Source organism: Parasedimentitalea marina (assembly GCF_004006175.1).
GTDB classification, from domain to species: domain Bacteria; phylum Pseudomonadota; class Alphaproteobacteria; order Rhodobacterales; family Rhodobacteraceae; genus Parasedimentitalea; species Parasedimentitalea marina.
This window is the reverse complement of sequence record NZ_CP033219.1, coordinates 376,657-388,544: the sequence shown is the minus strand read 5'-3', so window position 1 is coordinate 388,544 and position 11,888 is coordinate 376,657. Positions and strand designations below refer to the sequence as shown.

At 58.4% G+C, this 11,888-nt stretch carries 14 protein-coding genes; 6 read left to right on the top strand and 8 right to left on the bottom strand.

The genetic code is table 11. The features are described 5' to 3' along the window. Positions 1–51: 51 nt before the first annotated feature. Complete coding sequence (locus tag EBB79_RS02030) at positions 52–1,701, bottom strand: electron transfer flavoprotein-ubiquinone oxidoreductase (protein WP_127747235.1); 1,650 nt, start codon at positions 1,699–1,701, stop codon at positions 52–54. Positions 1,702–1,897: 196 nt separating this feature from the next. Continuing rightward, a complete protein-coding gene (gene soxR / locus EBB79_RS02025) occupies positions 1,898–2,356 on the bottom strand; it encodes a redox-sensitive transcriptional activator SoxR (protein ID WP_127747234.1) in 459 nt (152 codons plus the stop codon). 111 nt (positions 2,357–2,467) lie between these two features. Between soxR and EBB79_RS02020 the strand changes: the two genes are divergently transcribed. From EBB79_RS02020 to EBB79_RS02005, 4 genes are all read left to right on the top strand, one after another. Continuing rightward, entirely contained in the window at positions 2,468–2,854 is a 387-nt protein-coding gene (locus EBB79_RS02020) for a VOC family protein (RefSeq protein WP_127747233.1), read from the top strand. A gap of 198 nt (positions 2,855–3,052) precedes the next feature. Next, on the top strand, positions 3,053–3,523 hold the full coding sequence (greA, locus tag EBB79_RS02015; RefSeq protein WP_127747232.1) for a transcription elongation factor GreA: 471 nt from the start codon (positions 3,053–3,055) through the stop codon (positions 3,521–3,523). Between the two features lie 29 nt (positions 3,524–3,552). Further along, positions 3,553–4,572 (top strand): hypothetical protein, encoded by a 1,020-nt coding sequence (locus tag EBB79_RS02010; RefSeq protein ID WP_127747231.1) that lies wholly within the window; start codon positions 3,553–3,555, stop codon positions 4,570–4,572. A gap of 249 nt (positions 4,573–4,821) precedes the next feature. Next, the gene (locus tag EBB79_RS02005) at positions 4,822–5,892 is read left to right on the top strand and encodes an acyltransferase family protein (protein ID WP_164860728.1); all 1,071 of its coding nucleotides are present in this window, start codon (positions 4,822–4,824) and stop codon (positions 5,890–5,892) included. A gap of 74 nt (positions 5,893–5,966) precedes the next feature. Here the strand turns inward: EBB79_RS02005 and EBB79_RS02000 are convergent, their stop codons facing one another. The 5 genes from EBB79_RS02000 to EBB79_RS01980 form a co-directional block, all read right to left on the bottom strand. Beyond that, positions 5,967–7,220 carry a molybdenum cofactor synthesis domain-containing protein gene (locus EBB79_RS02000; protein WP_127747229.1) on the bottom strand — a complete coding sequence of 418 codons (1,254 nt, stop codon included), beginning with the start codon at positions 7,218–7,220 and terminating at the stop codon, positions 5,967–5,969. Beyond that, positions 7,217–7,726, bottom strand: a complete 510-nt coding sequence (mobB, locus tag EBB79_RS01995) for a molybdopterin-guanine dinucleotide biosynthesis protein B (RefSeq protein WP_127747228.1) — start codon at positions 7,724–7,726, stop codon at positions 7,217–7,219. Before mobB ends, EBB79_RS02000 begins: the two co-directional genes overlap by 4 nt. After that, the gene (mobA, locus tag EBB79_RS01990) at positions 7,723–8,343 is read right to left on the bottom strand and encodes a molybdenum cofactor guanylyltransferase MobA (protein WP_127747227.1); all 621 of its coding nucleotides are present in this window, start codon (positions 8,341–8,343) and stop codon (positions 7,723–7,725) included. Before mobA ends, mobB begins: the two co-directional genes overlap by 4 nt. Then, positions 8,340–8,891, bottom strand: a complete 552-nt coding sequence (locus EBB79_RS01985) for a hypothetical protein (protein ID WP_127747226.1) — start codon at positions 8,889–8,891, stop codon at positions 8,340–8,342. The genes mobA and EBB79_RS01985 overlap by 4 nt, the downstream gene beginning before the upstream one ends. A gap of 127 nt (positions 8,892–9,018) precedes the next feature. After that, a complete protein-coding gene (locus EBB79_RS01980; RefSeq protein WP_127750839.1) occupies positions 9,019–9,882 on the bottom strand; it encodes a formate dehydrogenase accessory sulfurtransferase FdhD in 864 nt (287 codons plus the stop codon). 72 nt (positions 9,883–9,954) lie between these two features. Here EBB79_RS01980 and EBB79_RS01975 point away from each other — a divergent pair, with 72 nt between their 5' ends. Beyond that, positions 9,955–10,683, top strand: a complete 729-nt coding sequence (locus EBB79_RS01975) for an AzlC family ABC transporter permease (RefSeq protein ID WP_127747225.1) — start codon at positions 9,955–9,957, stop codon at positions 10,681–10,683. Then, positions 10,680–11,012, top strand: a complete 333-nt coding sequence (locus EBB79_RS01970; RefSeq protein WP_127747224.1) for an AzlD domain-containing protein — start codon at positions 10,680–10,682, stop codon at positions 11,010–11,012. Before EBB79_RS01975 ends, EBB79_RS01970 begins: the two co-directional genes overlap by 4 nt. Positions 11,013–11,256: 244 nt before the next feature. On the opposite strand, the gene EBB79_RS01965 is transcribed toward EBB79_RS01970, so the two are convergent. Further along, positions 11,257–11,877, bottom strand: coding sequence for a hypothetical protein (locus tag EBB79_RS01965; protein ID WP_127747223.1), 621 nt, complete (start codon positions 11,875–11,877; stop codon positions 11,257–11,259). Between the last annotated feature and the right edge of the window lie 11 nt (positions 11,878–11,888).

The following is an 11,888-nucleotide window of genomic DNA, read 5'->3' as shown; positions in this document are numbered from 1 at the left end:
TCGTCTCGATTGCCCGGCGGTGCCGCCGGGCAATGTAATTTGGGGTCGTCGTTACATATTCGGATAGTTCGGCCCGTCGCCGCCCTGCGGGGTCACCCAGGTGATATTCTGGCTGGGGTCTTTGATGTCGCAGGTTTTACAGTGAACACAGTTCTGAAAGTTCACAACGAACTCAGGGCTGCCGTCTTTCTCGACGATCTCGTAGACGCCAGCCGGACAATAGCGCTGCGCCGGCTCGTTGTATTTGGGCAAGTTCACACTGACCGGCAGCTTCGGGTCAGCCAGTTGCAGATGGCAGGGCTGGCTTTCCTCGTGGTTGGTCATGGCAAACGACACGTTGGTCAGGCGGTCGAACGACAATTTTCCATCCGGCTTGGGATAGTCGATCATCTTGTGCTTGCTGGCCTCTTCGGTGGCCATTGCGTCGTTCTTGCCGTGCTTGACCGTGCCAAAGAACGAGAAGCCAAGCAGGGTGTTGGTCCACATATCCAGACCACCCAGCATCAAAGAGGCCATCAGGCCCCACTTGGACCACATTGGTTTGACATTGCGGACCTTTTTCAGATCGTCACCAATGGCACCATCGCGCACTTCGGTTTCATATGCGGTCAGCTCGTCCCCGGAACGGTCGGCTTTGATCGCGGCAAAGGCGGCCTCGGCCGCGGCCTTGCCCGAGAACATCGCATTGTGGTTGCCCTTGATGCGCGGCACGTTGACCATGCCAACCGAGCAGCCCAGCAGCGCCACACCCGGCGCTACCATCTTGGGCATCGACTGATAGCCGCCTTCGGTGATCGCGCGCGCGCCATAGGCGACGCGTTTGCCGCCTTCCAGCAGCTCTGCCACCATCGGGTGATGCTTGAAGCGCTGGAATTCCATGTAGGGGAACACGTTTGGATTGCGGTAGTTCAGATGCACCACAAAGCCGATGTAAACCTGATTGTTGTCCAGGTGATAGATGAACGAGCCACCGCCCGCATTGCCGCCCAAAGGCCAGCCCATGGTGTGGGTCACCGAGCCCTCTTTGTGCTTGGCGGGATCGATCTCCCAGATCTCTTTCATGCCGAGGCCGAACTTCTGAGGTTCTTTGCCTGCCTGCAGGTCGTATTTGGCGATCACTTCCTTGGACAGGCTGCCGCGTACACCTTCACCGAGGAACACGTATTTTCCGTGCAGCTCCATGCCGGGTTCATATGAGGACCCCGGAGTGCCATCAGCGTTTTTACCAAATTCACCCGCAACCACACCTTTGACTTCGCCGTTGTCCCCAAAGATCAGTTCCGAACAGGCCATGCCGGGGAAAATCTCGACGCCCATCTCTTCGGCTTGCTCGGCCATCCAGCGACAGACATTGCCCATCGACACGATGTAGTTGCCGTGGTTGTTCATCAGCGGCGGCATCGGGAAGTTGGGGATGCGGATCTGACCGGCCTCGCCCAGCATATAGAAGTTATCATCCTTGACCGGCACGGTCAGCGGTGCGCCCTTTTCCTTCCAGTCCGGGATCAGCGCATCCAGGCCACAGGGATCGAGCACCGCGCCGGACAGAATATGCGCGCCAACTTCCGAGCCTTTTTCCAGCACCACAACATCCAGATCGGCGTCCAGCTGTTTCAAGCGAATGGCAGCGGACAGGCCGGCGGGACCAGCCCCGACGATCACCACATCATATTCCATCGCTTCGCGTTCAAACTCGGCCATCAGGCGCTCCTTGGCTATATTTCGCTACCGGCCCCTCTGGGCGCAACTTTGTTTCGCAGGTGCTTAGCGTTTGCCAGCCCCTGAGGTCAATGCAAACGAGACGTCAGCACGCTATTACACGTATCCCTCGGGGGTTTATTAGGCCGTTTACGCCACTTTAGAGTGATTTTCTGCCTAACCTGCGGCTTCGGTTTCCCTAATCAGCGGTTTCCGGACTATCCCCAAGCAAATACCGGGGCCCCTTACCTTTTTGTGCCGCCAGATCCTTTGGGTTGTATAGGGCGCAGTTTGGCAGCGACAAGCAGCCACAGCCGATGCAGCCGTCCAGGTTGTTACGCAGCTTTTGCAGGGTTTCAATCCGCTGGTCGAGATGTTCGCGAAAGCCTTCGGATATCTGCGCCCAATCCTGTGGCGTCGGGGTGCGCCCGCCCGGCAGGGCCTTTAGAAAGCCGCGTATCTCGGGCAGGGAAAATCCGATCTGCTGGGCAATCATAATGAAGCTCAGCCGCCGGATGTCGGCGCGATGAAACCGCCGCTGACCCCCGCTGTTGCGCCAGGGTTCAATCAGGCCCTGTGCCTCGTAGTAGCGGATCGCCGACACTGCCAATCCGGTTCGGTCGGCAAGATAGCCAATAGATATCTCTCTGCTTGCCATGTTCCTGATCTCCACGTCCTGGGGGTGAAAAAATATCTTGACCTCAAGTTAGGTTTAGAAATTACGGTGGTCTTACACAAGTCAAATCAACCTGCATAAGGGGCCAATCACATGTCGGCAATTCTTGAACACTCTAACTTCACCGTATCCAATCCAGACGCGACAGCTGCATGGATGTGCGATGTCTTTGGCTGGCATATCCGCTGGTCCGGCGACAGCATTGATGGCGGCTATACCGTGCATGTCGGCGAGGAGAACAGCTATCTTGCGCTGTACCGCCCAGCAAAACCCGCGAGCCCCAAGGGGTCCAGCTATACAACGGTTGGCGGGCTGAACCATGTGGCCTTTGTTGTCGATGATCTGGACACCTGCGAGGCCGCGGTGAAGAAGGCCGGTTTTGCCACTCACATGCATGCCGATTACGAACCCGGCCGGCGGTTCTATTTTCACGACAACGACCACATTGAATACGAAATGGTGCAATATGACGACGCCTAGACACATGAAATGAGCAGTTTTACGCTAAACTCACCCCGTAGGGTGGTTTGGCGGCGAACAGATAGCCCCTGCCCCTTGCATTTTGGGGCAGGTTTGGGTCAGGTGGATATCAACCAAACTTGGCGCCCCGTTGCTTATCGCATCGGGGCGCCGGTTTTGAATCGACACGCACTAATTTAGATATCTGGACCAAGTCACATGGACAAAATTCCGATGACCCCGGCGGGTTATTCCGCCATCGAAGTTGAATTGAAGCAACTGAAGAGCGTCGAGCGCCCGGCCATCATTCAGGCCATTGCCGAAGCCCGTGAGCACGGCGATCTATCCGAGAACGCCGAATACCACTCGGCCCGCGAAAAGCACTCGTTCATCGAGGGCCGCGTCAAAGAGCTGGAAGGCGTGCTGAGCTTTGCTGACGTAATCAACCCGGCAAAACTGTCCGGCACCATCAAGTTCGGCGCCAAGGTCACCCTGGTGGACGAAGACACCGACGAGGAAAAAACCTGGCAGATTGTCGGCGAATATGAGGCAGACGTGGAAAACGGCATGCTGAACATCAAGTCGCCCATCGCCCGCGCTTTGATTGGCAAAGATGAGGGCGACAGTGTCGAGGTGCGCACCCCCGGCGGTCAACGCTCCTATGAAGTGTTGAAAATCGTCTATTCCTGACCCTCTCCTTTTGATTTCGAGCCTCGCCGATGACCGGACCCCACTCAGACCACGACACCAAACGCAACACGGCGACGGGGCTGTATAATCAGCCGCGCCCTGTGGCGATCACCCGTGTCGAGATCACCGCCCTGGTGATCAGCCTTCTGTGGGTTCTTGGGGCCGGCTGGGTCGGATACTCGGGGTATGATCCGGCGACAGGCCTGGCCGGATTGCATCAGCTAGTGGCCATTCTGGTGGTTCTGCTGCCGGTGGTGATGGTCTGGGTGGCTGCGACGACCATACGCTCCAGCAGGGCCATGCGCGAAGAAAGCCAACGCCTGCATGCGGCGATTGACGGGCTACGCTCGGCCTATGTCATGCAGCAACAGCTGAGTGCCGCGGGCAATGAACCATCGGTCAGCAAACGGCTGGACGAAATCGCCGAGGCCACCCGCAAGACCGAAACCACATTGGCGACCTTTCATTCGACCCGGCGCCAAACGCCACGCGCGGCGATTCCGACACCGCAGGTCGAGGAACCCGCCGAGGATCAGGGGCTGCTGGCGCTGGGAACCACAGCCGAAGATATCGCCGCAACCCTGCCAATGACCGACTTTATCCGGGCGCTGAATTTTCCGGAAACCACGGACGACGAAGAAGGCTTTGCCGCGCTGCGCCAGGCGCTGCAGGATCGCAAGGCGGCGCAAATCATTCAGGCCGCGCAGGATGTTCTGACCCTTCTCAGTCAGGACGGCATCTATATGGATGACCTGCGCCCTGACATGGCCCGCCCCGAGATCTGGCGGCAGTTTGCCCAGGGTGGACGTGGCCGTCCCGTGGCCGCTCTGGGCGGGGTGCGTGACCGCACATCGCTGGCGCTGACCGCGGCCCGCATGAAGCAAGATCCGATTTTCCGCGACGCAGCGCACCATTTTCTGCGCCGGTTCGACCAGATGTTTTCCGAATTCGAAAGCGAAGCCTCGGACAGCGAAGTTTCCGCCCTGAGTGAAACCCGAACCGCCCGTGCATTTATGCTGCTGGGTCGCGTCGCTGGCACCTTCGACTAGCCACACCAAGCTCTCCCGCCCATCGCTGCCGCATCAAAGATGCGTGGCTCTCGTTGGGCCGGGCGCCGCGCTACGCGCGGCGGGCCCCTTTGGGGCATTTTAGACAGACATAGGTCGCACGCCATTTCAGAGCCTTTGGTTCCGACTTTGGTTACAGATTTTCAAGAATTTTGTTGCAATAAACAGGCGCTTGATCAAAGTGCTTAATACGCCCTTCTCCACTTTAACGGACCAATGGATCACATAAATATGGCTCTTACTGGTGACCGTTTGTTCATTCCCTCGCTCGACGGGATCAGGGCCGTATCAATTGGGCTGGTGTTTGTGGGTCATGCTGGCTTTGGTCACATCGTTCCTGGCGGCTTTGGCGTAACGATCTTCTTTTTTCTGTCTGGCTATCTGATCACAACGTTGCTGTGCAGGGAATGGGATCAACATGGTCGCATTGCACTTGGCGCTTTCTATCTGCGGCGCGTCATCCGGCTTGCTCCTGCTTTGCTGATCACCCTCGCTGCGGCTTGCGCGCTAAATTTTGCAGGTTTGGTCGGGGGGACGATAGATCCAGCAACAGTGTTGAGTCAGCTGCTCTTTTTCTGGAACTACTATAGCCTCTATATCGACGGCAGCCAGGCCATTGATGGGCTCGGCATTCTGTGGTCGTTGTCGGTGGAAGAGCATTTCTACCTGATCTGGCCTGCCCTGTTCATTTTGTTTGGCCGCAAATCCATCGGCCTTGTGCATATTGTCTGGCTGATCGCTGCCATTTTGGTCTGGCGCTTTGTGCGGCACTTTGGATTTGGCGACTCGGAATGGGTGATCTACATTCTGACCGATACGCGATTTGACAGCCTCCTCTTTGGCTGCCTGCTCGCGCTATTGCAGCAAGGAACCACAGCCGAGCGGTTGTTTCCCCGTAAATGGCAACTCCTCTACATCGTTGCGGCCGTGCTGGTACTGCTGCTGAGCTTTGTGATCCGCGATGGCGCCTTTCGGTCGACACTGCGATATAGCGTGCAGGGCTTAGCACTGATGCCACTGTTTCACTATGCGGTAACCCGCGGGTCTGCACCTGGGTTTAATCTTTTGAACCTCAAATTCGTGCGACGGATCGGACAGTGGTCGTACACAATGTACCTGTGCCATTTCGTCATCATACACACACTGGTATTCAACGGAGTCGCCCAGTTTGGTGATCTGTCACTGGTGCTATGGGCCGGCGTTCTGACTCTGGCCTTTTCTTCTGCTGTTTATTATCTTGTCGAAAAGCCACTGCAGCCGCTGCGCCGTAAATTGACGGGCCACCAGGAAATCCGGGGGTAACGCCGCGCGCAGCGCGGCGCCGGGCCCAACGGGAAGCGGGCCGCAAGGCCCAATGACGGGCGGGAGTTTTCCGCTTACAGAATGAAGCTGCCGTATGGATAATATCGAACCAGATCGCCTTGCGCTATCTCGGCCGCGCCATCCCCCAGCTCAACCAGCCCTTCGGCCCAGCTGAGACCACTGATCCGGCCAGACCCTTCCGAGGCAAAGGTCTCGACCCGGCCCTGCCTGATGCGGGCCCGCAGATATTCACGGCGACCCGGTTTCTTGCGTTTTTCAAACCCAGCGGGCACCTCAAAACCCTGTGGTTCAGCCCAACCGGCACCGGCCATCACCCCCAGCGCCGGGCGCGCAAAAATCAGGGTGCAGATGAGTGCCGCCACCGGGTTTCCGGGCAGTCCAAATATCGGCGTGCCCTGCCACATACCCAATGCCAGTGGGCGACCGGGTTTCAGCGCGATGCGCCAGTGCTGGATCGCGCCTTTTTCAGTCAACAATGCCGACACATGGTCTTCATCTCCGGCCGAGGCACCACCACTGGTCACTATGACATCCACATCCGCCGCAGCGCTGTCCAATCGTGCCTCAAGTGCGTCCCGATTGTCGCCGACCTGGCCCAGGTCCACCGCACTGAACCCCATCTGCCCCAGTAACGCCAGTAACATCGGTCGGTTGGCGTCGTAGATTTGGCCATGGCCCGCCTCCTGCCCCACCTCAACCAACTCGTCCCCGGTCGACAGCACCCCTACGCGCAACTGCTGGCGCACCTGCAGTTGAGACAATCCAGTGGCGGCGGCCAGCGCCAGATCAGCGGGGGTCACCACCCGGCCCTTCGCAAAGACGACATCCAAGGCTGATACGTCCTCGCCAGCGCGGCGCGCATTGGCGCCCCTCTTCAGCGGGCCATGAAAGGCAATCTGACTGCCATCACAATTGACGTCCTCCTCAAGGATCACGGTATCAACACCCTGTGGCAGTGGCGCGCCTGTCAGCATCCGGAGTGCCGACCCTGCGGGCACAATACCATCAAAGGGAATGCCCGCCGCTGCCCGACCCTGGATCAGCGGCAAGATCTGCGGTCCCTCAGCTATTGGCCCGGCAAACCCATAGCCATCCACTGCCGTATTGGGCAGTGGTGGGTTCGATCGCAGGGCGGTGACATCCGCGGCCAGCACCCGACCCAGTGCGCGATCCAGTGGCAGCACCTCGGCCGCGGTGACCGGCGACAGGCGGCTGCGCAGGCTCGCCAGCGCCTCGTCCACCGGAGTCCAGTGGGTGCCGGCTGGCAGGGCAAAGCAATCGTTGCGCAAAGGGGGCGGTTTGATCATCGCGAGGTTCCGAGTGTAAGGCCCAGTTCCGCAACGATGAAACCGGCAATTGCATCTGTATCGTTCAAATCGAACACCGGGCGGTCCAAATCCAGCGGCACGTCACTGGCCACTGCGCGAACCGTGCTGTCGCCCAAGGCAATAAGCGGTTGACTGGCCGCCTCGCGATGCGCCTCGACTTTTGGGTGTTGGTCGCCCTTGTAGCCCTCGATCAGCACCAGATCGACCGGGGACAGCCGCGACAGCAGCGCATCCAGCGAGGGTTCAACCGCACCGCGTAGTTCCTGCATGATCGCCACCCGCTGGCGCGATGCCAGGATCACCTCACCGGCGCCAGCCTGGCGATGCCGGTGACTGTCGGTGCCCGGCTGATCCACATCTGTCGAATGATGGGCGTGTTTGATCGTTGAAACGCTAAATCCCTGCGCGGTGAAATGGGTTACCAGACGCTCCATCAATCCGGTCTTGCCGCAGTTCTTCCATCCGGTGATGCCGTAAATCTTCATGTCTGTTCTGCCAGAATTGCCTCGGCCTTTTGCAGGTCCTCGGGGCGGTTGATATTAAAGAACGGGTCATAGTCCCAGTTCGGGAACAGGGCATCGGCGGCACCGTGGCGACTGGTCCAGAGCACCACCTTGCGCAACCCACCGTTCAAGGCATCGCGCAGATCATCGCGCAGCGCCACCGGCCAGAGACCAAAGGTCGGCTGGCGCAGGGTGCCACGATCCGGGTCCGGCGTTGCGGCGAGGGCCATGTTCGTGCCCTCCAGCTTAGCCGCCAGTTGCAGCACCTCGACCAGATCCTGCGGAAAGAACGGCGTGTCAGCGGCGGCTGTGACGATGTGTTCGGCACCATGTTCGGCGGCATAGTCCAACCCGGCGAGTACTCCGGCCAGAGGTCCGGCAAAACCGTCGATACTGTCGGGCAGCACCGGCAGGCCGAATTCGGCAAACCGCGCCGCATCGCCATTGGCGTTTAGTGCCATGCCATCAACCTGCGGCTCCAACCGCTCGATCACCCGGGTCAGCAACGACTGGCCGCCAAGCTGCAACAGTCCCTTATCGCCGCCGCCCATGCGGGTGGCGAGGCCACCGGCGAGGATTATGCCCAACGGCAGTCTCAATTTGAAATGGCCTCCATCCGCCAGCGCTGCATTTTTTTTGAAGCCGTGCGTGCCTTTTCTGCCGTATCGAAACACCTTAGTGGAATCGGAACGTACAAATTGCCGGCTGAAATCGTAATCGCTCGCTTACCAAGTACGACAGCATCAGTAGCCTTCCAGCTGAACTGAAGATCTACAAATGATCCACTGCACTTAACACCACCCACTCCTACTGTAACCGTACGTGATCCACCCGATGGAGCTTTTTCCATAAAACGAAAAATGCGAGCTAGGTGGACCCAATAAAGCCCCAAGATAGCCATTCCGACAAACGGTGAGAAAATGGCTCCAAAAATGCCGAGATCCTCGAGGCTCATAGAAAACAAGCGAAGTGTTATATTCAGCAACAAAAATCCCGCTACGAGACAAGTACAACCAAAAAGCAGCGACATTAGGAAGCGTAATACAACCCACGGTCCTCGGTAAATAACTTTATTTACAGCTCCATTTGCTGATCTCCATTCAGCTGCGGTTGGCTGATACTCAAATTCATAATTCAAATCGCTCATCTTGGGTTTTTCCAATGACATTTCAACATATACCCTTTTCACCCGGCGGTACCGCCGGTCAGCGCCCGACTCTTCCCACTGGAGGGCGCTTTGAACCCACCCAGGGTCAGGCGCTGCCCTAAACACCTCATCCCGCGCTCTTCCGCCGATGCTTGCCATCTTCCGCCACCACAGTCGCCGGGTCCACGTCCCGCTCTAGCCGCTCATCGCCTGCCAGACAGACAAACCGCTGCCCCCGCATGCGGCCGATCAGGGTCAGGCCCACCTCGCGGGCGATCTCAACGCCCCAGGCGGTAAAACCCGAGCGCGAGGCGAGTACCGGGATGCCCATCATCGCCGTCTTGATCACCATCTCAGACGTCAGACGCCCCGTGGTATACATGATCTTATCTGCAGCCGGGGCGCGTTCTGACACCATCCAGCCAGCGATCTTGTCCACCGCGTTATGACGACCCACGTCCTCCATATAGACCAGCGGCCGGTCCTGGTGACACAGCACCGAGCCGTGGATGGCGCCGGCCTCAAGATACAGGGACGGCGTGCGGTTGATCTTGTTGGCCAGCGCGTAGAGCCACGAGGTTTTCACGCGCGTGGCGGGCAGGCGCACGTCCTCCAGCCCCTCCATCATGTCGCCAAACACCGTGCCCACTGCACAGCCCGACGTGCGGGTCTTTTTCTTCAGCTTGTCCTCGTAGCTGGTCTGAATTTCAGTGCGCACCACCACGACGTCCAGATCCTCGTCGTAGTCAACACCAGTGATCACATCATCGTCACGCAGCATGCGCTGATTGCGCAGGAACCCCAGCGCCAGATATTCTGGATAGTCGCCAATGGTCATCGCCGTCACGATTTCCTGACCATTCAGATAGATCGTCAGCGGCCGTTCCTCGACCACCGAGATCTGGCTGACCGCGCCGTTATGATCCACACCGCTGACCGCGCGGGTCAGCCGGGTGCTGCCCGGATTGGGCGCGATCAGATACTCTGCCATGTCGATAGGTTTGGGCAATTGCAACTCTCCCGGATCAGCCATAGGTCTACGGCGTCAGACTAGGATCAAGCCATGCCATTCACCACCACCAAATCCGCCTTTTGGAGGGGTTTTCGAGACAGCGCACCGTTCATTTTGGTTGCTGGACCTTTTGGACTGCTGTTTGGCGTTCTGGCCGCCGAAGCCGGACTAAATGTCCTTGAGGCCTTTGCCTTCTCGCTGGCCGTCTTTGCCGGGGCGGCCCAGTTTACTGCGCTGCAATTGATGCAGGAGCAGGCACCAACCATTATAGTTTTGATCTCGGCACTGGCGGTCAACCTGCGCATGGCAATGTATTCCGCCTCGCTGACCCCCTATCTGGGGGCCGCCCCCCTGTGGCAACGCGCCTTTGCATCGTATTTTCTGGTGGATCAGTCTTATGCTCTGTCTATTGCCAAATTTGAGGCCGAACCCGATTTAACCACATCACAGCGGATGGCTTATTTCTTTGGTGCCAGCGGCATCGTGACGCCATTGTGGATGGGGGCCACCATCCTGGGCGCCCAGCTCGGTGCTCAGGTCCCTGACAGCTGGGGGCTGGATTTTGTGCTGCCGCTGGCTTTTCTGGCAATGATCGGGCCGATGTTGCGCACGCCGGCTCATTTGGCTGCATGCTTCACCGCAGTTGTCACAGCCCTGCTGGCGGCTGGCCTGCCTTACAACTTTGGCCTGATTGTTGCCGGGTTGTCCGGCATGATCGTCGGGGCCCAGACAGAACTTTGGCTTGAGCGATACAAGACGCAGAAAGAGGCGGTCAGATGAGTCACTTCGACAGCATGACCCTGTGGACTGTGATCCTTGGCCTCGCGGCAGGGAGTTTCGGCCTAAGGTTCGCCTTTTTGGCTCTGATGGGAGACCGCATCATGCCAGCTTGGTTGATGCGGCACCTGCGGTACACGGCTGTGGCAATTCTGCCTGCTCTGGTGACGCCACTGGTGGTTTGGCCATCTGCAACCAACGCAATGCCCAGCCTCCCACATTTATTGGCAGCTTTGGTCGCACTGGCAGTGGGTTTTCTCAGTAAGAACATTTTGGCTGCCATGGCCACTGGCGCCTTGACGCTTTACGGGCTTTTAGCCCTGATCGGATAACTCGAAACGTTCCGCTCCTGAAAATGGAGTTCTCCCGCCCGTCGTTGGCATCCAAGATGCCGTCCTCCCGTTGGGCGTGGCGCGACGCATGGCGTCGCGCCACGCCCAACGCTGCAAGCGGTATTGGCCGCAGGCCAATGCAGCGCGCAGGGGCGGGAGAATTTGGGCTCTGACCGTTCTGAAAACGTGCATTCACCGGACAGTTGTTTGCTCCGAATAAGCATCCATCGAAATAGGCGCCGTGTCAGCCGTTGAGTGCGGCGTTACCTCTGGCGAGGCCTTCTTGCAGGTCCTCACTGTCATTCTCGTAATATTTATCGGTCACAACACCTGGCAGGGCGCCAAAACTTTCGGACAGTTTCACAGGATAGAACGTCTGGTCGATATTCTCGAACCCGGGTATCCCAGCAAGCAAAGCTGCAGTGGATTTGGCACAGAAGACACCAGGAACCGGACCATTTGTTATTGCCAGTTGATAGGCGGTCTGGGCCTGCTCCGGGGTCACTTCAAGGGTTTGAATGACCACATGAAACGTGCTGCGGGCATGGCCGCCGCGATAGGCCTTTTCGACTCCGGGTGTAATGCCATACAACACGTCATCACGCTCGGGGACCACATCGGCATAAAATGACCCCGCAGGATCAAAGATCACCCGCTCGGATGCGTTAATCATCAGCGAGGTGTGACCCCCCTGCCCGCTGCGGTTGTTGACCATCGTATAAAGAGTCAGGGTGCTGGGTCCTGGCTCGCGGTACGCTACCGCTGCCAAGGTTTCATCCGTCGCATTTGGTTGTGGCTGGTCCGCGCAGCCCGCCAATACCGTCACCGCTAGAAGCGATGCTCCCAGGCTTGTAAAAATACGCATGGGAGACCTCG

Excerpts from the sequence above, each read along its gene's own strand:
- EBB79_RS02030 (WP_127747235.1), bottom strand. The coding sequence starts at position 1,701 with ATGGCCGAGTTTGAACGCGAAGCGATGGAATATGATGTGGTGATCGTC.
- soxR (WP_127747234.1), bottom strand. The coding sequence starts at position 2,356 with ATGGCAAGCAGAGAGATATCTATTGGCTATCTTGCCGACCGAACCGGA.
- EBB79_RS02020 (WP_127747233.1), top strand. The coding sequence starts at position 2,468 with ATGTCGGCAATTCTTGAACACTCTAACTTCACCGTATCCAATCCAGAC.
- greA (WP_127747232.1), top strand. The coding sequence starts at position 3,053 with ATGGACAAAATTCCGATGACCCCGGCGGGTTATTCCGCCATCGAAGTT.
- EBB79_RS02010 (WP_127747231.1), top strand. The coding sequence starts at position 3,553 with ATGACCGGACCCCACTCAGACCACGACACCAAACGCAACACGGCGACG.
- EBB79_RS02005 (WP_164860728.1), top strand. The coding sequence starts at position 4,822 with ATGGCTCTTACTGGTGACCGTTTGTTCATTCCCTCGCTCGACGGGATC.
- EBB79_RS02000 (WP_127747229.1), bottom strand. The coding sequence starts at position 7,220 with ATGATCAAACCGCCCCCTTTGCGCAACGATTGCTTTGCCCTGCCAGCC.
- mobB (WP_127747228.1), bottom strand. The coding sequence starts at position 7,726 with ATGAAGATTTACGGCATCACCGGATGGAAGAACTGCGGCAAGACCGGA.
- EBB79_RS01985 (WP_127747226.1), bottom strand. The coding sequence starts at position 8,891 with ATGAGCGATTTGAATTATGAATTTGAGTATCAGCCAACCGCAGCTGAA.
- EBB79_RS01980 (WP_127750839.1), bottom strand. The coding sequence starts at position 9,882 with ATGGCAGAGTATCTGATCGCGCCCAATCCGGGCAGCACCCGGCTGACC.
- EBB79_RS01975 (WP_127747225.1), top strand. The coding sequence starts at position 9,955 with ATGCCATTCACCACCACCAAATCCGCCTTTTGGAGGGGTTTTCGAGAC.
- EBB79_RS01970 (WP_127747224.1), top strand. The coding sequence starts at position 10,680 with ATGAGTCACTTCGACAGCATGACCCTGTGGACTGTGATCCTTGGCCTC.
- EBB79_RS01965 (WP_127747223.1), bottom strand. The coding sequence starts at position 11,877 with ATGCGTATTTTTACAAGCCTGGGAGCATCGCTTCTAGCGGTGACGGTA.